The organism is Psychrobium sp. nBUS_13 (genome assembly GCF_051201665.1).
Lineage (GTDB): Bacteria > Pseudomonadota > Gammaproteobacteria > Enterobacterales > Psychrobiaceae > Psychrobium.
On sequence record NZ_CP179210.1, the window covers coordinates 2240599 to 2260608 of the forward strand.

Here is a 20010-nt window from a genome sequence, read left to right on the forward strand (position 1 = left end):
TAGCCCCCTCTTTGTATACAATATAAATTAATTATATTAAACATTAAGGCATGCTATGAACAATGGTATCGGCGGTTCGTCAATTAAAGATGCGCTCTCAACACTTTCGAACATGACAACAGGTTTCGACGCGCCATCACAAGATGAATACATTCAGCGGATCAACCGCGCATCTGAGCTTATGAAAATCAATGATATAGATGCTATCTATCTCAATGCTGGTACTAATATGACGTATTTTACGGGGACTCCTTGGTATGCGTCTGAACGATTAGTAGGGGCATTACTAACCAAAGAAGGAAAGCTCACCTACATAGCACCATGGTTTGAAGAGAGCACTCTAAGCGAATTTATGACAATCAAAGCTCCCGTTGCTACATGGCATGAGCATGAATCCCCTTATAATGTGGTTGTAAAATTTGCAATGAGCAATGGAATCAACCGACTTGCGATTGATGAATCAACGGCTTTCTTTATCGTCGACGGTATAAAAGAAAATGCGCTAAATAATAAGCATTCGTTAGCGCTAATAAATAGCAAATCAGTTACCGCTGGCTGTCGAATGCAAAAATCTGATACTGAATTGCGACTGATGCAACAAGCCAAAGACATGACGATGGAAGTTCACAAAGCAGCAGCGAGTATCTTAGTGCCGGGCATTACAACGACACAAGTCACTGAATTTATCAATCAAGCACACCAAGCCGTTGGTGCGAAAGGTTCATCATTTTGTATTGTACTCTTTGGTGAAGCAACGGCCTACCCTCATGGTGTCAAAGAACCGCAGACTTTAAAAGAGGGAGACATGGTTTTAATTGATACAGGCTGCCTACTTCATGGTTATAACTCCGATATCACGCGAAGTTATGTTTTTGGCGAAGCGAGTGAAAAACAACGTGCAGCATGGCAACATGAAAAAGATGCGCAGCTTGCTGGCTTTAACGCGGCACAAATTGGCGTTGCTTGTGAACAAGTCGATATAGCAGCCCGCAATTATCTTACCGAACAAGGATATGGCCCTGATTATAATGTACCTGGTTTACCCCATAGAACAGGTCACGGTTGTGGACTAGATATTCATGAATGGCCTTATTTAGTTCGCGGTGATAAAACATTATTGGCACCAGGCATGTGTTTTTCAAACGAACCGATGATTTGTATATATGGTGAATTTGGCGTGCGATTAGAAGATCATTTTTACATGACAGAGTCAGGGCCTAAATGGTTTACTGAGCCTGCCTATGCAATTGATGATCCTTTTGGAGCAAACGCTATCTAGTTTGCAGTTGTCATGCTAATAAGGAGTTATTTGACTCCTTATTTTATATTTCCTCTCTTCAATACCAGTGACTTACGATATAATTAGTTCACATTTATTTTAATGGACTAATTTTTGGCATGAGTCAATCAGTTGCGTTAATTACCGGTGCTGCTAAACGGTTAGGTGCAAACACCGCAGTTCGCTTGCATCAGCAAGGTTATACCGTAGTCATTCACTGTAACCATTCAGTTGAACAAGCAAATAAACTCGCTCTTGGCTTAAATCAACTAAGAGATAATAGTGCGTTTGTGGTGCAGGCCGATTTAAGCGATATTGAAAAGATTGACGGGCTAGGTAAATATATTGCAAATGAGTTTTCACGGCTCGACGTACTAATTAACAATGCGTCTTCATTTTATCCTACTCCGCTTTCCACACTTACGTCAGAGCAATATCACGACCTTATTGCGACAAATATGACAGCACCGCTATTTCTTACTAAAGCCTGCACGCCACTGTTGAAGATCGCTAACGGCGTTGTCATTAATATGTGCGATATTCATGCATCACGTCCTTTGGAGCAACACAGCGCCTATTGCATGGCCAAAGCCGGACAACAAATGATGACTTACGCACTCGCCAACGAATTAGCACCTGATATTCGAGTCAATGGAGTGGCACCTGGTGCAATTGAGTGGCCAAACAGTGGCATTGATGGCGAAGCAATCAAAGAGGTGTTAAAATCAATTCCGTTACAAAGAAAAGGTCACATGAAAGACATCGCTCAAGCGATTGAATATTTGATTTCTGCGCCTTACGTGACTGGACAGATCCTAACCATTGATGGCGGGCGCCAACAGGTAGCATCGAAAGGTGCTTAATGAGGTATCGTTATGTCTATAAATGGTATTACAGAGAAAACTATCACCTGCCCCCATTGCGGTCATCATACTCATGTCGAAATAGATCCCAGTAACGGCGATCAAAATTACTACGATGAGTGTACTAATTGCTGTCAAGAGCTTCATCTAACAACCCATGTCGATGAAGCAAATGAAACGCTTGATGTAACCATCGACGCCGATGATGAGCAGTTTTATTAACGATTTCCCTGTTGTGCCATTACTCGTTCGACAGTATCTACAATCGCCTGAGTTTGGCTATCAATCTCAATATTGTACGCACTGTGTAGTGGTTTACTGTCAAGCGTCGTTAATGAACGCGTTTCAGGAATAAGATACACCTCGAACCAATCGCCACCAACCTCGCCTATGGTGAGGCTGGCACCGTCAATGGCCGCAAAACCTTTCGGCAAAATGTATTTCATCCAGCGAGGATCGCAAGAAAAACGCAATCGTGAATTGGTCGGCGTGGCTGCGCGTTCAATTAACGTTGCAGTCATCGCAATATGTCCAGATAAGATGTGGCCGCCAACTTCATCACCAAATCGCATGGCACGTTCGATATTTAGAATATCATCAACAGCGCACTGTGAAAGATTAGTTATCTGCAATGTCTCATCCATTACGTCAAAATATACTATCTCATCATCTTGATGGGCAACGGTTAAACAAACACCATTGTGGGCAACACTTGCGCCGTGCTTTAAATGCTCTTTTAGTGAACCAGTAAACCGCATGCCAAAACGCCACAATTTATCTTGTTTATCAATAGAGACGATGGGTGCCATTGCTTGAATAATGCCAGTAAACATAGGTTATATCTCGTGGTTTAAAATCATGGTATGACAATTTACAGTATCTTTAAAAATAGTCATCAAGAAAGCTGACAATAATAAGGGTTTGTATATTCCCTGTTCAATCACACACTTAAAGCGAAAAATTCCTTGCCAATATTTTGAGGCGGCTATATGATAGCGCTCGTTAACACGTAATTGTTTTGACGCGCGATTAGCTCAGTTGGTAGAGCGCTAGCTCGACATGCTAGATGTCACAAGTTCAAGTCTTGTATCGCGCACCACTTCAAAAATTACTCTTTGTTAATGCGCGATTAGCTCAGTTGGTAGAGCGCTAGCTCGACATGCTAGATGTCACAAGTTCAAGTCTTGTATCGCGCACCACTCTTTCTTCTATCAATTTTCAAATTGTTTTAACAAGAATTCGAATCAAGAGACCATTATGCGTAGCAAAACTCAGCTCGTTGTGTCGGTATGACGCTAGCTCGACATGCTAGATGTCATAAGTTCAAGGCTTGTATCGCGCACCACTCTTTCTTCTATCAATTTTCAATTTTTTTTAACAAGAATTCGAATCAAGAGACCGTTATGCGTAGCAAAACTCAGCTCGTTGTGTCGGTATAACGCTAGCTCGACATGTTAGATGTCATAAGTTCAAGGCTTGTATCGCGCACCATATTTATCAATTTTCTAACTACGTCCTTGTAGTTTTTGCTATCTATCTTTATTTTATTGCAATGCGGCCATTAAATGAATGGCTCAATGTGGTTCCGTCAACATATTCAAGTTCACTGCCTACCGGCACGCCATGAGCAATTCGGCTGGCTTGAATGTCGTAGTCGTTACAAATGTCCGCGACATAATGTGCAGTCGCCTCGCCTTCCACTGTTGGATTCGTTGCCAAAATAACTTCACTAAAATCACCCGATTCAATGAGTGTTTCGAATTTATCCAAGCCGATGTCGTCAGGTCCAATACCATCAAGTGGAGAAAGGTGCCCCATTAAGACGAAGTATCGCCCGTAGTAATATCCTGTCTGTTCAAAGGCGATCACATCGGCGGGTGTTTCAACCACACAGAGTTGTTTACTTTCTAAGCGCTTTGGATTTAAACATAGATGACAGGTATCTTGCTCGGTTAGCGTGCGACAAACATCGCAATGCTTAACATGAGACATGGCATTGTCGAGCGCTTTCGCTAATGTCAATCCACCTTGTCTATTGCGCTCTAATAACTGAAAGGCCATACGCTGAGCTGATTTAGGCCCAACGCCAGGCAAACAGGTTAAACCTTCAATGAGATCGGTAATATAAGGACTAAACTTCATAGTGATTCTTAATTATTAATAGTATTTTTTCAGCGGAAAAAAAAGCGCTATCTAGCGCTTTTTATTTGCAATCAGCAATTAAAACGGTATTTTCATGCCAGGTGGTAATTGCATACCGCCAGTAACTGATGCCATCTTATCTTTGTTAGTTTCTTCAACACGGCGCGCCGCATCGTTAATTGCTGCAGCAATTAAATCTTCTAGCATTTCTTTGTCATCTTCCATTAGATCAGGGTCGATTTCTACACGGCGTACGTTATGGTTACCAGTCATAGTAATTTTAACTAATCCAGCACCAGACTCACCCGTTACTTCCATATTAGCAATTTCAGCTTGCGCTTTTGCCATATCGTCTTGCATCTTTTGGGCTTGCTTCATTAAGTTGCCCATTCCGCCTTTTCCAAACATAACTTCTCTCTTTTCTTTTGGGTACGACCTCAGTTGTCGCACAATTCTAATATTTTACCCAGTCTTCGCTCAGGCACAAGTGATATATGGTGCCGTTATTGATAATTTCAAGGGCTAATTAATCGCCTTCAACGTTCGATACTTGATACTTTCATCAACTAAGTTCGCGTCAAACTGTTCTATAAAGTGTAAAACACCGTCATCCGCTTTAATACGATCAGTGGCAATTGATAAACGCTCTCGATGTAAATCATGAGCGATTTGATATGGCGTTTGAATGTCATTGTCACCAATCTCAACACTAAGTTCGATAGGAACGTCTAAGAGCAGCGTTAACTTCTTCTTTAATGCGTCTACGGCTGTATCTGCATTCAGATGGCGGTGCTCATTCGCTAATAACAAACTAATGGTATTGCCTTGACGTTCGTAAACTGAATGAATTGCTAGTTGCCGCAGTCGACCACCTAAGACCATTTCTTCTATCATCACCGTCCATGGGTCGTCTGAATTAGGCGCTAATAGCAGCGCGGGATCTTCTATCAGCGCGACAGGCGATTCGTTAGTTGGACTGCTATCGAGGGGGAGCTCTTTCGTCTTAGCGACTAAACTACTCGAATCTACGACAGGTAAAGAGCTAATCTTTTCTTCTATAACATCGCTAACAGCGCTTGGTAAATGACCACCACGTTGGCTAACAACGTTATCATTTACCGCTTGAGGCTTTTTTCCAGTGTTTTCCTCCGTATCAACGCGCTTGGATTTCAAATCATTTTTAGCTTTCAAAAATGCGTTGATATCGCCGGCATTAAACGTCGTGATATTACTCGGTGAAGGTGTTGGTGACGACGAGGGAGCTGCCGTCTCTGGAAAATTGGTTTGATTAATATCAACGGGCTCATAATATTCGGGCTCTTCATGAGCCATGGCCATTGACATATTCATCATTTCTTCATCAGAAAACTGACTCGGCTGGACCTTTGTCGTTGTCTCTTGTTTTTGAACATTAGCAACTTGTTCAGTATGTTCGATGGGCTCCACTAGCTCGTCATTTGGTTTTTCAAGAACGTTTTGTCCACTACTTGCATCAACTAACGCAATTTCAGCGGCTGGCACGTTCACCGTTGACGCAGCTTCAACCGGATCAAGAGGCGTTGGTTGCTTGCCACTTCCTAGTTTTTTTTCAACCTTTTCGATGACAACTGGCGATTCTTGTTTTGCACTACCTTGAACATTGCTTTTTTGTTCGTTCAATGCAGCACGTACTTGGGCTAGCCCTGCAGGACCCTGACTGTTGCGTTGTGTTTGTGCCTGCGCGATTAATGAATCTTGTTCCTGAGCGAGAACAGCAGCGACGTCGTCATCGCTTTCAACGATCTGTGGCGATGGCTGTCTATGAACATCGCCCGTTGGCATAAAGGCAATTAATCTCAACAACACCATTTCAAAACCACTTTGAGGATCATTGGCCAGCGGTAGCTCTTTACGTCCCTGAATCAAGACACTATAAAATAACTGTAACAGTTCGGCATCAAATTTTGCTAACTCAATCACAGCGCGTGGCTGGTCGGCTAAACGAGCACTATTTTTGACAAGTTTTGCCATCGATGCAAAATGAACACTGTCGATCATTTGGCCAAGCAGCGCGTCAAAATTAGGACTAAGCTGCGCTATTTCATCGCTATAACTAAACAACGCATCACTCTGACCTTGCAATGAATACGCTAGAAGTTTGGCGCTATGATCAACATCGATTGTGCCGAGCATTTCTCCCACAACATCTTTATTTAATGTTCCACTACCATGGGAAATGGCTTGGTCAGTTAAACTAAGGGCGTCACGCATGCTCCCTTTGGCACTTTGGCTAAGTAAACTTAACGCTCCTTCATCAAAACTCACATTTTCAGCAGTCAAAATAGTATTTAGCTGACCAGAAATTTGACGAGGACTTAACGCTTTGAGGTTAAACTGCAAACAACGAGAAAGAATAGTCACCGGTAATTTTTGAGTTTCTGTTGTAGCAAACAAAAACTTCACGTGCTCTGGTGGCTCTTCAAGGGTCTTTAATAACGCATTGAAACTACTGCGCGATAGCATATGAACTTCATCAATGAGGTATATTTTGTAACGCGCACGAGTCGGCTTGTACTGTACGTTGTCTAAAATTTCACGCGTATCTTCAACTTTTGTTCTTGATGCAGCGTCAATTTCAATCAAATCAATAAAACGACCTTGTTCAATCTGCTCGCAGCTTTCACATCGGCCACAAGGCGTTGCTGAAACCCCCAGATCACAGTTGAGACACTTTGCCAATAAACGGGCTATTGAGGTTTTGCCTACACCACGAGTACCGCTAAATAGATAGGCGTGGTGTAAACGTTGTTGTTCAAGCGCGTTGACCAACGCCTGTAAAACATGCTGCTGACCAACCACCTCATCAAATCGACTTGGTCGCCACTTTCGTGCTAATACTTGATATGACATAGTGTTCTCAATTCGTGATTTCTTTTCGTGATTGCAATTGACTCAATAAATGCTGTTATTCGCCTTCAAACGACACCAGCGTAGTGATGGCAACATCTAACGATGATAGACGTGATTTACCGCCTAAATCTGGTAATGAAATAACAAATGCAGCGTCCGTAACTTCTGCCCCTATTTGTTGAATCAATTTGATTGTCGCTTCAACCGTGCCACCCGTCGCTAATAAATCATCAACAATTAAAACCTTGTCGTCACTAGCTAACGCATCTTCATGTATTTGCAGTGTATCCGTACCATATTCAAGCGTGTAGTCTTGCGAAATAGTTTTGCGCGGGAGTTTCCCCGGCTTACGAGCAGGTACGAAACCAATGCCTAACGCTAATGCCAGTGGCGCGCCAAAGATAAAACCACGCGCTTCAGTACCAACGATCTTTGTGAATCCTTGGCCAACGAATTTTTCTGCCAATAACTCAATAGTCAACGCAAATGCTTTTGGATCTTCAAGTAATGAAGTGACGTCGCGAAACATGATTCCTTCTTTAGGATAATCTGCGACTGCTTTAATGCTCGATTTTATATACTCAATAGATTGTTGATCCATGATACTCACTTTGATTGTTGCATGGCTAAGCCATAATAAATTTGTAATGATTATAGGGGAGTCAGTATTTGAAAGGAAGTGATGCCCCACAAAATCAGAAAGATTGTTAAGTAGGGCCACAAAACGTTGATTTAATTGTTGAAATTTAAACCAATTGTAAGAATTTACCCGTCGCTAGTAATGCGTGAGATTAGCGTATCTAACACATCATTTGCTTCATCAGTTGGAATTTGGCAAGTTCCAGCAGCATCATGACCGCCGCCGTTGTTTTCTAACATTAAATCACCCACGTTAGTTTTCGATGAACGATCAAAAATTGATTTTCCTGTGGCGAAAACAATGTTTTGCTTTTTAAATCCCCACATTTGATGAATCGAAATATTACATTGCGGGAAAAGTGCATAAATGAGGAATCGATTACCTGCGTAAATCGTTTCTTCATTGCGCAGATCTAGCACTACAAGATTTTTGTGCACTGTACTACAACGCGCCACCTGCTCTTTAAATAAGCTTTGTTGCTCTTGATATAGGCTCACACGTTCTTGAACATCAGCCTGTTGCATTATCTCTTCAATCGAATTTGTGCGACACAAATCAATGAGTTCCATCATTAATTGATAATTTGAAATTCTAAACTCTCTAAAACGGCCTAAACCAGTGCGCGCATCCATGATGAAATTCAGAAGATCCCAATCATGCGGATTAATCACCTCTTCCATATTAAACTGTGCAGAATCGCCTTTATCTACAGCTTCCATCATGCCGTCCCAAGACTCAGGGAATGAACGGTGACCACCATAGTATTGCCAAACGACACGTGCCGCCGATGGCGCATCTGCATCAATTACGTGGTTATTCAATCCCTGATCATTGCGTTTTGTTTCAGATAAATGATGGTCAAAAGCGATGTGGACCTGAGAAACATAAGGAAGGTTTGTCGATATATCGTTGCTGGTTACTTCAATTTTCCCGTCTTGCATGTCTTTAGGGTGCACAAACAAGATGTCATCCACTAGCCCTAAATGCTTTAGCAGTACTGCTGATACTAATCCATCAAAATCACTACGTGTTATTAAACGAAATTTACCTGAGGCCATGCAACCATTCTCCTTTACTACGTTGACTTATAAAACTTTCCAATGAGAGTCCATTATTACCGCATACAATCGTTTACAACAAGCAGTTTTTATTGCTCTTGGTAAGCTAAAAACAAAAAAAACAATGAAAGATCATTGGCTTAATTATCAAAACGGGTAATTGATTAGAACTTAAAGACTGCAGATAGCTGTAGATAGTCTGAGCTTACTTCTTCCGTAGCGTCATCATCTTGCGTAAAGCGACCATATTCCATACCAAATGACAATTTGTTAGTGAGCGCTTTGAAATAGTTCACACCAAACTGGCTACGATTCTTGTTACTCAGATCTGTATCAACCGCTCCATAATAGATAGTTGAACGATCGCCTTCATTCCAAAAATGACGATAAGCAACAGTAAAGGCTGTTTGGTCCTCATACTCACCATTAACTAACCCTTGCGAAGCAACCACGCCGACATAACGTCCGGTTTGTCCCATGTGTACCTGAAAACGTAAATCATCTTTACCGCCCGTCTTTATGCGGCCAGCAACTGAGTATCCAATACCTGTTTCGTTACTTACTTCAGAGTCAACCTTCTGTAGTACTGCACCAACAGATACATTACCCCAGTCTCCTTTAAACGTATATTTACCCACGATATCTGGCACTTTGTCGTTTGCAGCGCTAGCCGCGTCACCGTGTATATCAGTACCCCAAGTTTCTGGGTTTTCTATCGACAATTGTAGCCCACCGTTGGTGTAACGGATCTGACCTTGACGGTTAAACACCAAACCCATCGCCGCGCCAGCAAAGTCGACAGTCTCAGCAATTGCACTAGTATTCATAAACGTTGACCACGTTTGACCCATTAGCCATTTATCATACTTAACAAATGCATGACGAATCCGCGGATGCGACGAATTAGAAATAATTTCGTTGCCACCGCCACCGTAAAAATCGATCTCGATGAATGCCATCACATCACCGTGAGTATATTTCGTATTAAAGCGCGTTTCTTTAGCATGAAGCTTAAATTGGCTGCTATCAGCCACAGGAGTGCCTTGTCCGATCCAGAAGTCACGATACCCAACTTCACCAGTCACATATCGAGCATCTGCTTTTAAATAGCCACCGAACTCTATTGAGTCTTTATCCGTTAGCTTGATTTTGTAACCTGCTTGCGCTGTTGTCGCAGCGGCCGCTAGTACAACGGTCATTGCTATTTTATTTAGTTTTAGTTTTTTTAATAACACGCTTTCATTCTCCTTGATTAGGTGTGATTATACAAATTGCATTAAATATTTGCCCACTTGTACTTGTTAAAATTAACTAAAATGGCGTTGCTCTCAATCCTAATAGCCAGCTATTAGTCAATCGAGCGCCTTGTTTTAGCTGATTTTCTCTACGCACAACAAGATCACTTACTTAATGCAATTGGTATTAAATATCAAGCAAAGGCAATAGCTTGGAAATACGCAAAAAGTCGTAAGACCTTAGTCGCATATTGCTATTTGTAATAAGATTGTTAATTTAAAATGGTTATAATCATTAAAAACAATGACTTAATATAAAGAAATTATAAATGGTTTTTCATGACTAAACAGCAGTTTACGAAAACGTAAGACTAATGGCTAATGAATTAAATTGAATTTTTCTAGAAGTGGTGGGCCATGAAGGATTCGAACCTTCGACAAATGGATTAAAAGTCCACTGCTCTACCAACTGAGCTAATGGCCCATTTCTGGGTTTATTCTGTTTGGTGGGTCATGAAGGATTCGAACCTTCGACAAATGGATTAAAAGTCCACTGCTCTACCAACTGAGCTAATGACCCAACAGAAAGGGTATGTATAAGTGGTGGGCCATGAAGGATTCGAACCTTCGACAAATGGATTAAAAGTCCACTGCTCTACCAACTGAGCTAATGGCCCAACAGGGTATACGATATTTATTGGTGGGCCATGAAGGATTCGAACCTTCGACAAATGGATTAAAAGTCCACTGCTCTACCAACTGAGCTAATGGCCCGCATCACTATTTCTAGCTATCAATATATACTGCTGGTGTAAATTCATTATTGGTGGGCCATGAAGGATTCGAACCTTCGACAAATGGATTAAAAGTCCACTGCTCTACCAACTGAGCTAATGGCCCAATAATGAGTTTACTAAGCAAGTTTGAATTTGGTGGGCCATGAAGGATTCGAACCTTCGACAAATGGATTAAAAGTCCACTGCTCTACCAACTGAGCTAATGGCCCGATTTATTAACCGAGGCTATTCAAATTCAATAATTAACGTTTGGTGGGCCATGAAGGATTCGAACCTTCGACAAATGGATTAAAAGTCCACTGCTCTACCAACTGAGCTAATGGCCCAAACGTTAGGTTACAAGTGAAGTGCTTTCCATCTCCCTTGCAACGGGCGCTAATAATACTGATTAATAATTTTAGCGCAACCTATATTTTTAACTTTTTTGTTTAATTGGTAACTTTTCGAACGACTCGACATTTTTTAGATTACAAAACCAACAATTGTGCTAAAAAATTTCTATAACACATCGCCAATCAACAAGTTTTTGGAATTAACGTAATCCCTTTAAACGTGTCTTAGCAATTTGAGCCGCTGATGAATCACCGTATTCTTTTACGGTTTGCTCATATAAAGCACGTGCTTTATCTAATGCATTTTCGTCTTGAGCAATTTTTGCTAATTTAACGAGCGCATCGCCGCGCTTAATCGATTCAGGAAATTGACTCACTAACGATTCAAATTGGATTTTAGCTGCATCTTTATTACCTTTAGTAATATAAAGCTGGCCTAACCAGTAATGAACATTAGATAAGTAAGAAGAATCGGGGTAATCTGTTTGGTATTGCTTGAATTTTTCGATAGCCTCATCGAACTTTTTATCCTTGAGCGCAAGATTCAACGCAAATTCATAGGCACCACTTTCAGATAGTGGAGTAGCAACAACTGAGTTAGTAGGGTCATCGATGACTACTTGCGGTGTCTGCGCTGCACTATTTACCTTAGTCAGTAGCTTATCTACTTCTTGGTATAGCTCGCGTTGACGTTGCAAAATTTTATTCAAGCGATGTTCTTGAGTCTCGTTTAGGCCGCGAAGTTCATTCAATTCTTGTTGGAGGCTATCGATATGCTGTTGCATCTCGAGTTGTGTTTTGCCTTTTTGCACCAACATTTGCTCTAGTGCTGCAATACGTTGGTCTGGGGAAGAGGATAAGTCGACGACGTTGGCGGTTTGCGCTGCTGCGCTCCCCGCCATTAAGAGACCTAATGCAATTATATTTTTCATTAGTTCTTAATTTTTTAGTTGATTAGTATACTAATACTGCACGACGGTTTTTAGCAAAACCTGATTCAGTGCGGCTATTATCAAGTGGCTTTTCTTCACCGTAAGAAACAGTTTCGATTTGTGAAGCATTAACACCTAAGCCTTCTAAGTAACGGCTAACAGCTTTAGCACGACGCTCACCTAGTGCGATATTGTACTCAGGCGTACCACGCTCATCAGCATGACCTTCTACTAATACTTTAACACTTGGGTTAGCACGTAAGTAAGCAGCGTGTGCATCTAGTAGTGCAGAGAATTGGCTTGATACATTTGACGTATCAAAATCGAAGTAAACGATGTGCTCTTTGCGTAATTCTTGTAATGCTAAGCGTTGTTTTTCTTGTGGTGTCATCTCTTTAACCATACCACCAGTTTGAACGCCTGTATCAGTCGTTTGTTCTTGGTTAGTCTGGTTAGTTTCGCTAGCGTCGCTATCAGCTGTTGATGTTGAACCACATGCTGCAAGTGCAAACATTGGAATGGCTACAGCAATCCCCTTAACAATTTTATTTAAACGCATTATCCGTTCCTTTAGTTATTCAATTAGTTTTTCAAATTAATAAATATATGGTGACCATGCTGGTGCTTTAATTTCACCATCACGAACCGGTAATCTAGCCTTAAATCGGCCATCGATGGACACCAGTCCTAACACTTGTTGTCCACGATAAGTCGTACCATAAATAATCATACTGCCATTAGGTGCAATACTAGGCGACTCATCTAATCGTGTTTTAGTCAAAACTTGTAAACTGCTCGTTCGCAAATCTTGCTTGGCGATATGATACTTGCCTCGAGTGCGATTCACCATGACTAATTCATCATTTTTCGGTGAAATAGAGCCACCGAGATTCATTTCGCCGTCGAAAGTAACACGTCGAATACGTCTCGAGTCTAAATTTACTTGATAAATCTGTGGTTTACCACCTCTCTCAGAAGTAAATACTAAACTTTTTCCGTCTGGCGACCAACTAGGCTCTGTATCAATAGCACGATTCTTGGTAATTCGAGTAACAACTTTAGTCGCTAAATCTAAAGTATACAAATCCGGGTTGCCATCTTTTGACAACACCATTGCAAGCTTTTTGCCATCGGGTGAAAAACGCGGCGCGCTATTAATCCCTTTAAAACCGCTCACTTTTTCACGCTTTTGCGTATAAATGTCTTGAATAAAGATTTGTTGGCGTTTGTTTTCAAAAGAAGCATACGCAAGTTTAGTTCCATCAGGTGACCATGACGGTGACATCAAAGGTTCACGGGAACGAAGGATCTCAACTTCGTTATGACCATCAAAGTCGCTGATCATTAATCGGTATTTATAATCAAAACGCTCGCGATTAACCAAAACATAGGCAATCTTAGTTCTAAATGCACCACGTTCTCCCGTTAATTTCTCGTAGACAACATCACTAATGCGATGCGCATACTGTCTAAATTCTTTCGCCGAAATAACCGTTTCACGAGAATCCAAAACATGGGCATTTGAACTGACTAGTTGCCCGTTTTGAAGTACCTGACCGTTTGCTTTAGTCGCATTGGCGCTTAAAACATCAACGAGCTCAAACCCAACCACATAGCGGCCGTCTTTAAATGGCTTAATCGTACCAACAACCATTGCCTCTATTCCTAGTTTGGCCCATTGTTCGTAATTAATTTCACCATCTGTTGATGGCTGCGATGGCATTGAGAACACAGCAGTCGGGTTAAACCGGCCACTAAAACGTAAGTCATTAGCAACAACATTAGCGAGCTCTTGCGGCTTCGGTCCCGTGCCTTGCCATTTAAACGGAACAATGGCGATTGGACGGGCGCTATTAACCCCTTCCGTAATAACGATATCAATCGCTGCTTGAGCTGGTTGGGCCATTACTAGGCCTGCAAGCAGGCAATATTTTACAATGGATTTCATTAATCAAACTCTGGTTGTACTGTTAGGTTAATTTCTTTTAGTTTTGCGTACACTTGCGGATCTTTAGACACGGGTAACGTATCTGCTTTGCGCACAGCTGCGATGGCTGACTGACAAACAATCGAATCACCAGACACCCTTTTTACTTGAGTAACAAATCCAGACGATGCTAGTCGAATGTTAATAATACATTCTTTGCCCTTCATACTTTGGTCAGTTACCCAGTGACGTTTAATCGTCGCTGAAATAAGGCTAGTGTACTTTTGAATCTCTGACATTACTTTCGCTTGACGCGCTTTAGTCAGCGCTGCCTGTTCAGCTTCAAGCTCTTTAGCCAATGCGTCTTCGCGTGCTTGTTGTTCTCGAGCAGCCTTCTCCTTCGCAAGTTTTTCTTTACGAATCCGTTCTGCTTTGGCTTTCGCTGCTTTTTCAGCGGCTATGCGTTTAGCTTTAGCGTCCGCAGCAACTTTTTCTTGGCGAATGCGCTCATCTTTAATGCGTTTTGCCTTTGCTGCTTCGGCCTTTTGCTTGGCTTTAGCTTTCTTAATGGCATCATCTGACGCTTTCTTTTGCTTAGCCGCCTCATCACGTGCTTTTTTAGCGGCTCGATCTGCGGCCCGTTTTTCCGCTTGTTTTTTCTTACGTTGACGCTCTAACTCTTTAATGCGCTTTTGTTCATCTTTCAATTTCTTTTGACGTAATTGCTCAGCTTTCTTAGCGTCAGCTTTTTCTTTCTTTAAACGATCCACTTGTTTCTGTACATCGGCGTTATTAACTATTGCAGCTTGCACAATAGGTTTATCACTTGCCAGCGTTATTTCAAGCGTTGGCTTTTTCGGCGGCGTAATAATAGCGCCCGCAACCAAACCACCAACAATAACGACATGCAACGTTACAGACGATAAGGCAGCTTTTACAACATTTGTTTCACTAGACATTACAACATTAGCCTTCTATTGGATCCGTCATTAAACCAACCGACGGTGCACCGGCGCCTTGTAGCGTTACCATTAACTGTAAAATGTGATCGTAAGAAACTGTTCTATCGCCTTTAACCATCACAGGTGTTTCAGGGTTCAGTAGTAAATGTGCAGCCACTAAATCCGCAAGCTCTTGCTGTGTTAATTCTTCACGCGGATTATCCCCCACTGTTAAATAATAGGTACCGTCCGCTTTTACCGATGCTATCAATGGAACGCTTTTCTCTTCCGGCAACGCTTTAGCGGTTGCTTGCGGCAAATCAACTTTAACCCCTTGCACAACGACAGTGGCGGTGGCCATAAAGATAATGAGTAGCACTAACATAACATCAATGTAAGGCACGACATTGATATCGGAGTTTAAACGTCTTTTCTTACGTTGATACTGCATGACTACTGTCCTGCTTTGTCTGTGCTAGCGTAAGCTTCACGTTGTAAGATAGAAGAAAATTCTTCCATAAAGTTTGCGTAACTGTTTTCTAATTTATCAACGGTCGTTGAAAATTTGTTATAGGCGATTACAGCTGGGATTGCAGCAAATAACCCCATCGCCGTTGCAATAAGCGCTTCAGCGATACCAGGCGCAACCATTTGTAACGTTGCTTGTTGAACAGCGCCAAGTGCGATGAAGGAATTCATGATCCCCCATACCGTGCCAAATAAGCCTACGTATGGAGAGATTGAGCCAACTGTCGCTAAAAACGATAAATTATGCTCGAGGCGGTCAATTTCACGTGATAACACGACACGCATAGCACGGTGAGAACCAGCGATGATTGCATCAGGATTAGAAGCAGATGATTGACGAAGACGTGCAAACTCTTTAAAGCCAGCACTGAACATTTGTTCAACACCGCCATTACTACTTGCACGTGCAGATAGTTCTTTATAGATTGACGATAGATCTGCACCACTCCAAAATTTGTCTTCAAATTTCTTTAGACTGGTTTTCGCACCATTGAGTAATGCGCGACGTTGGAAAATAACCGTCCATGACACGATGGAGGCAAGTAATAATGCAAGCATTACAAGTTGGACTAAAAGACTAGCTTCTAAAAATAGATCAATAAACGATAACTCAGCTTGCACGCTGTAACTCCTTTAAAATAAGACTTGGGATGGCCGTTGGTTTCATTTGTTCCAACGCAACCGAGACAACTACGACCAACGCAGTACTCAACAGGTTCCCATCAATGGTGGTAATTTTTTGTTTAAAAACAATACTGGCACGTTTCAACTGCTCGATTTCAACGGTTACTATTAATTTATCGTTAAAACGCGCAGCGACTAAATAGTCAAGTTCACATTTTCGTACTACAAACGCTAACCCTTGATCAAGTAACGTGTCCTGTTCGAAACCGAGGTCACGTAAGAATTCCGTTCGCGCTCTTTCGTAGAAATTAAGATAATTCGAATGATAAACGACACCACCGGCGTCGGTATCTTCATAATAGACTCGCACTGGAAACTCAAAAATCATAGGACAAACTATCAAACTAAAATTAACCGCTGAAACTACTATAGAAACAGCTCTGTATCAACATCCGAGACACTCAATCGACTAAAATAATTACAATGCGCCGAAATTCTTGTAAAACAGCAACATTCCCTTACAATTCGCGCTTACATTCATACGCCCGTTTAACTCGATGAGAACTCCATCACATTTCCATAACAATAAGTAATTAAAATTATTTGCATGACTATGCAAAGATAATGATTAACCTAAGCCAAACCGCTTGATAACAACAGATAGATATTCAGAATAGGAGTATTACATTACTAAAACTAATGCGAAGGTAGAGTTTTTCTTGTTTGAACCAACGTCAATAAATACGTATTATAGCGCCATCTCGAAAGACGCTCTTGTTACTGTCTTTCAGGTTAGTTTGATACTAACCAGTTATCTCTTGTTGTTGAGTTACTTAACTTCCTATTTGACCATTATCGGTCATTTAAGCCCACTGCCTTTTTAGTGGGCTTTTTTTTGCCCAAAATTTACTAAAAGCAGTATTATACCAATTGCATTAAATATTTGCCCACTTGTACTTGTTAAAATTAACTAAAATGGCGTTGCTCTCAATCCTAATAGCCAGCTATTAGTCAATCGAGCGCCTTGTTTTAGCTGATTTTCTCTACGCACAACAAGATCACTTACTTAGTGCAATTAATGGTATAAGAAGAGGCGTCAATGTATCGCAAGTTGAATGCGTTTATCAGCCAATTATAGACAATGTAACCGTTAAAATTGGCTCTTGTGAGGTCTTGTGTCGCTGGCGTGATACCAATGGCCAATTACACGGCGCGTTTCCTTTTATTAATGCGGTCATTAATAATGGCCAAGAAGCACTATTAACGAGCGTCGTTGTAAGAAATACCATTAGCGACTTTAAGAGCCTAGGTTTATTAGGCAAAGTCCGTCTATCAATTAACTGTTTTCCAAGTGATGTCGCCAGCGGTCATATTGAAAAAGTGTTGCGTCGATATGTTCCACGTGAGCATCTATCAAGTATCGTTGTGGAAATTACAGAGCAACAAAGTTCAAAAAAAAATCACATCAGTACTGCGATTGAGAAACTACGAGCACTGGGGATTAAGATAGCAATCGATGATTTTGGAACGGGACATTCAAACCTTGAGCAATTAAAAGATTTAAAATTCGATTATCTAAAAATAGATCAAAGTTTTATTATTGATATTCTAAACAATAAACTCCATCGCCAAATGGTTGAGCTTATAGTGAAACTAGCTCAAGAAATGAATCTTAGCTGTGTCGCCGAAGGCGTAGAAACACAGGCACATCAATCATTAGTTCCAGAACTCGACATTGCATTCAGCCAAGGGTACTTTCACGCCAAACCTATGGATAGAGAAGGCTTTAAAGCTTATCTCGATGCAAATCTTTAAAACCATATACAGAGGCAGCATTGTTATAGCATAACGCTGCTAGTAATTCTGTTCCCAATTCAAGCGATTGATAATCATGCCAGAGTGATTGATATGGTTGACTAAACAAGATCAGTGGAAAATTACTGGCCAACATGACACGCTTATGACCAAAAGATTTAATAACCGAACTGATAACTGTCGAAATATGAGCTTGATCATAGCGCCTATTTACCATCTCCCAGCCGGACATTTTCATATAAACCAAAGGACACTTAGCTAATTTCATCATACTCGTCTGCCATTGAGCTAAAGCCTCTTGTTCCTGCGGCGCGAAGCATCCATGACTTAAGATCACCACTAAGTTAGCGTTTTCTGCGCAAACTTTTATCACGGCATCGACTGCAGAAAAAACATTACCATCTATTTGAGTTTCGAAGATGAGCTGAGCTTTTGCCAAATATTCTAAATTGGTCATTGCATTGGGATGTTCAACAAGTTCGACGGCTTCACCATCGAAGATATGGCGCACCCCAACAACACTGGGATAGCGCTTGTAGCGATCGATTAATCGTCGAAATTCAATGGGCGCGAGTGTAATATCGGCATAACCAACTGATTTAAATGGGCCTTGTACATGACTTTCTAACCATTCAATTTCAAGCCAAGGCTGTTCATTGTTAAACCCAGCTTCAATATGAACAAAGCCTTTTAACGTTAATGGCGAATCGACATAAAGGTCTCGCTCGTCAAAATTACGAGCAATAATAGCTTTATCAGGCCAATGAGGTTGATTGTTCTCATTGAGCCATTGATAGTGTCCCTTATTGCGATCAAATAAATGAATATGAGGATCAATAAACTGCATTTATTTTCCTGCCTTATTGCGCTGTGTAACCACCGTCAATCGTTTGCAAACTACCGGTAATAAAAGAGGCTTGCTCGCTAGCAAGGAAATACGCGTAGTTAGCAACCTCTTCAGGCTGACCAAGACGGCCTAGAGGCTGAAGCGCTTCTTCTTCTCGATGAATAATAGCTTTATCACTGCCACTTTGCGCACAGTATTTGTCAATAGCGCTATGATACAGCGGTGTTTCAATCGTACCGGGGCACAGCGCATTAGCGCGAATATTGTACTTGGCATAATCAAGAGCCGTAGTTTTCGCCATCGAAGCTAATGCATGTTTTGAAAGGTTGTAAGCAAAGGAGTTTGTTTTTCCAATCATGGCTTGATCAGAAGCAATGATGACAATGGCGCCAGATTGTTGAGACTTCATAATGCTCAATGAGCTTTGAATAGCAGCGTACGCCCCTTTTACATTAACAGCAAAAACTTTATCAAAGTCTTGCTCTGACGTTGCCTCTATATTGGCTGAATAGTGTATGCCGGCATTACAAATCAACGCATCAATTTGTCCAGTCTTTTCAATAATATCGGAGATAGCATGGGCAACCTGGGCCATATCAGACATATCACATTGTTTGTAAATACCTATTTCACTAGCAACCAAATCAAGATTATATACTTGATAATCATTAGCGATAAATTTTTCAACAATTGCTAAACCAATTCCTTTTGACCCACCAGTAACCACCGCAACTTTCTTCATAATAACTAACATCTCACTTTTCGATGACGTTATGGTACCCTGTTTATAAATCAGAGTTAACTATTAAAAGAGCAGAACATTGCAAGTTAATTGGCCAGCATTACTAAAAATTGAGGGTGACGAGCATTTAATTTATTGCCGTGATGAGCTGACTTTACGCGTAGAAACAGCGTCATTGATATTACCAATTTCGAAGAACGACTTTATCGTTGACTCACAAGGCCAACAATTTTATTTTAAAAACGATGGTAAATTATGGCTTAGCGACACTAAGTATTCGCTCACTGAGTTGACTCAATTGATCAGAGCGCACCTAAGTGCACTCAATCACTGCTGCGTTACAAAGCTACGTTTTAACAACTTCCAACAAGCGATTGCCGCAGGAGCCACTTAACCCTTGTGTATTAAAATAGCCATCA

21 protein-coding genes and 9 tRNA genes are annotated in these 20010 nt (G+C 41.2%); 7 read left to right on the forward strand and 23 right to left on the reverse strand.

Annotation, left to right across the window (positions count from 1 at the left end):
• Positions 1-55: 55 nt before the first annotated feature.
• The 3 genes from ACMAZF_RS10195 to ACMAZF_RS10205 all read left to right on the forward strand — a co-directional run bounded on the left by ACMAZF_RS10195 (position 56) and on the right by ACMAZF_RS10205 (position 2364).
• Positions 56-1279 (forward strand): M24 family metallopeptidase, encoded by a 1224-nt coding sequence (locus ACMAZF_RS10195; RefSeq protein ID WP_435273761.1) that lies wholly within the window; start codon positions 56-58, stop codon positions 1277-1279.
• A gap of 119 nt (positions 1280-1398) precedes the next feature.
• Entirely contained in the window at positions 1399-2142 is a 744-nt protein-coding gene (locus tag ACMAZF_RS10200) for a pteridine reductase (RefSeq protein WP_435273762.1), read from the forward strand.
• A gap of 12 nt (positions 2143-2154) precedes the next feature.
• Positions 2155-2364 (forward strand): CPXCG motif-containing cysteine-rich protein, encoded by a 210-nt coding sequence (locus ACMAZF_RS10205; RefSeq protein WP_435273763.1) that lies wholly within the window; start codon positions 2155-2157, stop codon positions 2362-2364.
• Here the strand turns inward: ACMAZF_RS10205 and ACMAZF_RS10210 are convergent.
• On the reverse strand, positions 2361-2975 hold the full coding sequence (locus tag ACMAZF_RS10210; protein ID WP_435273764.1) for a riboflavin synthase subunit alpha: 615 nt from the start codon (positions 2973-2975) through the stop codon (positions 2361-2363). The two genes, ACMAZF_RS10205 and ACMAZF_RS10210, sit on opposite strands and share 4 nt — an antisense overlap.
• Positions 2976-3165: 190 nt before the next feature.
• On the opposite strand from ACMAZF_RS10210, the gene ACMAZF_RS10215 reads away from it, so the two are divergent.
• Together ACMAZF_RS10215 and ACMAZF_RS10220 are read left to right on the forward strand one after the other, a co-directional pair.
• Positions 3166-3241, forward strand: a tRNA-Val gene (locus ACMAZF_RS10215).
• A gap of 24 nt (positions 3242-3265) precedes the next feature.
• Positions 3266-3341: transfer RNA gene (locus tag ACMAZF_RS10220), tRNA-Val, on the forward strand.
• A 340-nt stretch (positions 3342-3681) separates the two neighbouring features.
• On the opposite strand, the gene recR is transcribed toward ACMAZF_RS10220, so the two are convergent.
• The 20 genes from recR to ybgC form a co-directional block, all read right to left on the reverse strand.
• On the reverse strand, positions 3682-4284 hold the full coding sequence (gene recR / locus ACMAZF_RS10225; RefSeq protein ID WP_435273765.1) for a recombination mediator RecR: 603 nt from the start codon (positions 4282-4284) through the stop codon (positions 3682-3684).
• 78 nt (positions 4285-4362) lie between these two features.
• A complete protein-coding gene (locus ACMAZF_RS10230) occupies positions 4363-4692 on the reverse strand; it encodes a YbaB/EbfC family nucleoid-associated protein (RefSeq protein WP_435273766.1) in 330 nt (109 codons plus the stop codon).
• Positions 4693-4806: 114 nt separating this feature from the next.
• Positions 4807-7173 (reverse strand): DNA polymerase III subunit gamma/tau, encoded by a 2367-nt coding sequence (dnaX, locus tag ACMAZF_RS10235; RefSeq protein ID WP_435273767.1) that lies wholly within the window; start codon positions 7171-7173, stop codon positions 4807-4809.
• A gap of 55 nt (positions 7174-7228) precedes the next feature.
• Entirely contained in the window at positions 7229-7774 is a 546-nt protein-coding gene (gene apt / locus ACMAZF_RS10240; protein WP_435273768.1) for an adenine phosphoribosyltransferase, read from the reverse strand.
• A 164-nt stretch (positions 7775-7938) separates the two neighbouring features.
• Positions 7939-8871, reverse strand: a complete 933-nt coding sequence (locus ACMAZF_RS10245) for an exopolyphosphatase (RefSeq protein ID WP_435273769.1) — start codon at positions 8869-8871, stop codon at positions 7939-7941.
• A gap of 164 nt (positions 8872-9035) precedes the next feature.
• Positions 9036-10106 (reverse strand): DcaP family trimeric outer membrane transporter, encoded by a 1071-nt coding sequence (locus tag ACMAZF_RS10250; protein ID WP_435273770.1) that lies wholly within the window; start codon positions 10104-10106, stop codon positions 9036-9038.
• A 408-nt stretch (positions 10107-10514) separates the two neighbouring features.
• Positions 10515-10590: transfer RNA gene (locus ACMAZF_RS10255), tRNA-Lys, on the reverse strand.
• A gap of 20 nt (positions 10591-10610) precedes the next feature.
• Positions 10611-10686: transfer RNA gene (locus ACMAZF_RS10260), tRNA-Lys, on the reverse strand.
• Between the two features lie 21 nt (positions 10687-10707).
• A tRNA-Lys gene (locus tag ACMAZF_RS10265) sits at positions 10708-10783 on the reverse strand.
• Positions 10784-10804: 21 nt separating this feature from the next.
• A tRNA-Lys gene (locus ACMAZF_RS10270) sits at positions 10805-10880 on the reverse strand.
• Positions 10881-10930: 50 nt separating this feature from the next.
• Positions 10931-11006, reverse strand: a tRNA-Lys gene (locus tag ACMAZF_RS10275).
• A gap of 30 nt (positions 11007-11036) precedes the next feature.
• Positions 11037-11112, reverse strand: a tRNA-Lys gene (locus tag ACMAZF_RS10280).
• A gap of 41 nt (positions 11113-11153) precedes the next feature.
• A tRNA-Lys gene (locus ACMAZF_RS10285) sits at positions 11154-11229 on the reverse strand.
• A 206-nt stretch (positions 11230-11435) separates the two neighbouring features.
• Positions 11436-12167 (reverse strand): tol-pal system protein YbgF, encoded by a 732-nt coding sequence (gene ybgF / locus ACMAZF_RS10290; RefSeq protein WP_435273771.1) that lies wholly within the window; start codon positions 12165-12167, stop codon positions 11436-11438.
• A gap of 22 nt (positions 12168-12189) precedes the next feature.
• Entirely contained in the window at positions 12190-12726 is a 537-nt protein-coding gene (gene pal, locus ACMAZF_RS10295) for a peptidoglycan-associated lipoprotein Pal (protein ID WP_435273772.1), read from the reverse strand.
• 36 nt (positions 12727-12762) lie between these two features.
• Positions 12763-14115, reverse strand: a complete 1353-nt coding sequence (gene tolB / locus ACMAZF_RS10300; RefSeq protein WP_435273773.1) for a Tol-Pal system beta propeller repeat protein TolB — start codon at positions 14113-14115, stop codon at positions 12763-12765.
• Positions 14115-15053 (reverse strand): cell envelope integrity protein TolA, encoded by a 939-nt coding sequence (gene tolA / locus ACMAZF_RS10305; protein ID WP_435273774.1) that lies wholly within the window; start codon positions 15051-15053, stop codon positions 14115-14117. Before tolA ends, tolB begins: the two co-directional genes overlap by 1 nt.
• Positions 15054-15060: 7 nt before the next feature.
• Positions 15061-15486 carry a protein TolR gene (tolR, locus tag ACMAZF_RS10310; protein WP_435273775.1) on the reverse strand — a complete coding sequence of 142 codons (426 nt, stop codon included), beginning with the start codon at positions 15484-15486 and terminating at the stop codon, positions 15061-15063.
• A gap of 2 nt (positions 15487-15488) precedes the next feature.
• Positions 15489-16184: a protein TolQ gene (gene tolQ / locus ACMAZF_RS10315; RefSeq protein ID WP_435273776.1), complete on the reverse strand. Its 696-nt coding sequence runs from the start codon at positions 16182-16184 to the stop codon at positions 15489-15491.
• Positions 16174-16575 (reverse strand): tol-pal system-associated acyl-CoA thioesterase, encoded by a 402-nt coding sequence (gene ybgC / locus ACMAZF_RS10320; RefSeq protein ID WP_435273777.1) that lies wholly within the window; start codon positions 16573-16575, stop codon positions 16174-16176. The genes tolQ and ybgC overlap by 11 nt, the downstream gene beginning before the upstream one ends.
• 695 nt (positions 16576-17270) lie before the next feature.
• On the opposite strand from ybgC, the gene ACMAZF_RS10325 reads away from it, so the two are divergent.
• Positions 17271-18002 carry an EAL domain-containing protein gene (locus tag ACMAZF_RS10325; RefSeq protein ID WP_435277224.1) on the forward strand — a complete coding sequence of 244 codons (732 nt, stop codon included), beginning with the start codon at positions 17271-17273 and terminating at the stop codon, positions 18000-18002.
• Here the strand turns inward: ACMAZF_RS10325 and ACMAZF_RS10330 are convergent.
• Both ACMAZF_RS10330 and ACMAZF_RS10335 read right to left on the reverse strand, forming a co-directional pair.
• The gene (locus ACMAZF_RS10330) at positions 17974-18849 is read right to left on the reverse strand and encodes an amidohydrolase family protein (RefSeq protein ID WP_435273778.1); all 876 of its coding nucleotides are present in this window, start codon (positions 18847-18849) and stop codon (positions 17974-17976) included. The two genes, ACMAZF_RS10325 and ACMAZF_RS10330, sit on opposite strands and share 29 nt — an antisense overlap.
• A gap of 13 nt (positions 18850-18862) precedes the next feature.
• Positions 18863-19591, reverse strand: a complete 729-nt coding sequence (locus tag ACMAZF_RS10335; RefSeq protein ID WP_435277225.1) for an SDR family NAD(P)-dependent oxidoreductase — start codon at positions 19589-19591, stop codon at positions 18863-18865.
• 79 nt (positions 19592-19670) lie between these two features.
• Between ACMAZF_RS10335 and ACMAZF_RS10340 the strand changes: the two genes are divergently transcribed.
• Positions 19671-19985: a DUF4144 family protein gene (locus tag ACMAZF_RS10340; RefSeq protein ID WP_435273779.1), complete on the forward strand. Its 315-nt coding sequence runs from the start codon at positions 19671-19673 to the stop codon at positions 19983-19985.
• Positions 19986-20010: the final 25 nt, after the last annotated feature.

What these genes read in the sequence shown, in the direction of transcription:
- apt (WP_435273768.1), bottom strand. Translation starts at nt 7,774, where the DNA reads ATGGATCAACAATCTATTGAGTATATAAAATCGAGCATTAAAGCAGTC.
- ACMAZF_RS10335 (WP_435277225.1), bottom strand. Translation starts at nt 19,591, where the DNA reads ATGAAGAAAGTTGCGGTGGTTACTGGTGGGTCAAAAGGAATTGGTTTA.
- dnaX (WP_435273767.1), bottom strand. Translation starts at nt 7,173, where the DNA reads ATGTCATATCAAGTATTAGCACGAAAGTGGCGACCAAGTCGATTTGAT.
- ACMAZF_RS10210 (WP_435273764.1), bottom strand. Translation starts at nt 2,975, where the DNA reads ATGTTTACTGGCATTATTCAAGCAATGGCACCCATCGTCTCTATTGAT.
- tolR (WP_435273775.1), bottom strand. Translation starts at nt 15,486, where the DNA reads ATGCAGTATCAACGTAAGAAAAGACGTTTAAACTCCGATATCAATGTC.
- ACMAZF_RS10330 (WP_435273778.1), bottom strand. Translation starts at nt 18,849, where the DNA reads ATGCAGTTTATTGATCCTCATATTCATTTATTTGATCGCAATAAGGGA.
- ACMAZF_RS10230 (WP_435273766.1), bottom strand. Translation starts at nt 4,692, where the DNA reads ATGTTTGGAAAAGGCGGAATGGGCAACTTAATGAAGCAAGCCCAAAAG.
- pal (WP_435273772.1), bottom strand. Translation starts at nt 12,726, where the DNA reads ATGCGTTTAAATAAAATTGTTAAGGGGATTGCTGTAGCCATTCCAATG.
- recR (WP_435273765.1), bottom strand. Translation starts at nt 4,284, where the DNA reads ATGAAGTTTAGTCCTTATATTACCGATCTCATTGAAGGTTTAACCTGT.
- ACMAZF_RS10205 (WP_435273763.1), top strand. Translation starts at nt 2,155, where the DNA reads ATGTCTATAAATGGTATTACAGAGAAAACTATCACCTGCCCCCATTGC.
- ACMAZF_RS10195 (WP_435273761.1), top strand. Translation starts at nt 56, where the DNA reads ATGAACAATGGTATCGGCGGTTCGTCAATTAAAGATGCGCTCTCAACA.
- tolA (WP_435273774.1), bottom strand. Translation starts at nt 15,053, where the DNA reads ATGTCTAGTGAAACAAATGTTGTAAAAGCTGCCTTATCGTCTGTAACG.
- ybgC (WP_435273777.1), bottom strand. Translation starts at nt 16,575, where the DNA reads ATGATTTTTGAGTTTCCAGTGCGAGTCTATTATGAAGATACCGACGCC.
- ACMAZF_RS10200 (WP_435273762.1), top strand. Translation starts at nt 1,399, where the DNA reads ATGAGTCAATCAGTTGCGTTAATTACCGGTGCTGCTAAACGGTTAGGT.
- ybgF (WP_435273771.1), bottom strand. Translation starts at nt 12,167, where the DNA reads ATGAAAAATATAATTGCATTAGGTCTCTTAATGGCGGGGAGCGCAGCA.
- tolB (WP_435273773.1), bottom strand. Translation starts at nt 14,115, where the DNA reads ATGAAATCCATTGTAAAATATTGCCTGCTTGCAGGCCTAGTAATGGCC.
- ACMAZF_RS10245 (WP_435273769.1), bottom strand. Translation starts at nt 8,871, where the DNA reads ATGGCCTCAGGTAAATTTCGTTTAATAACACGTAGTGATTTTGATGGA.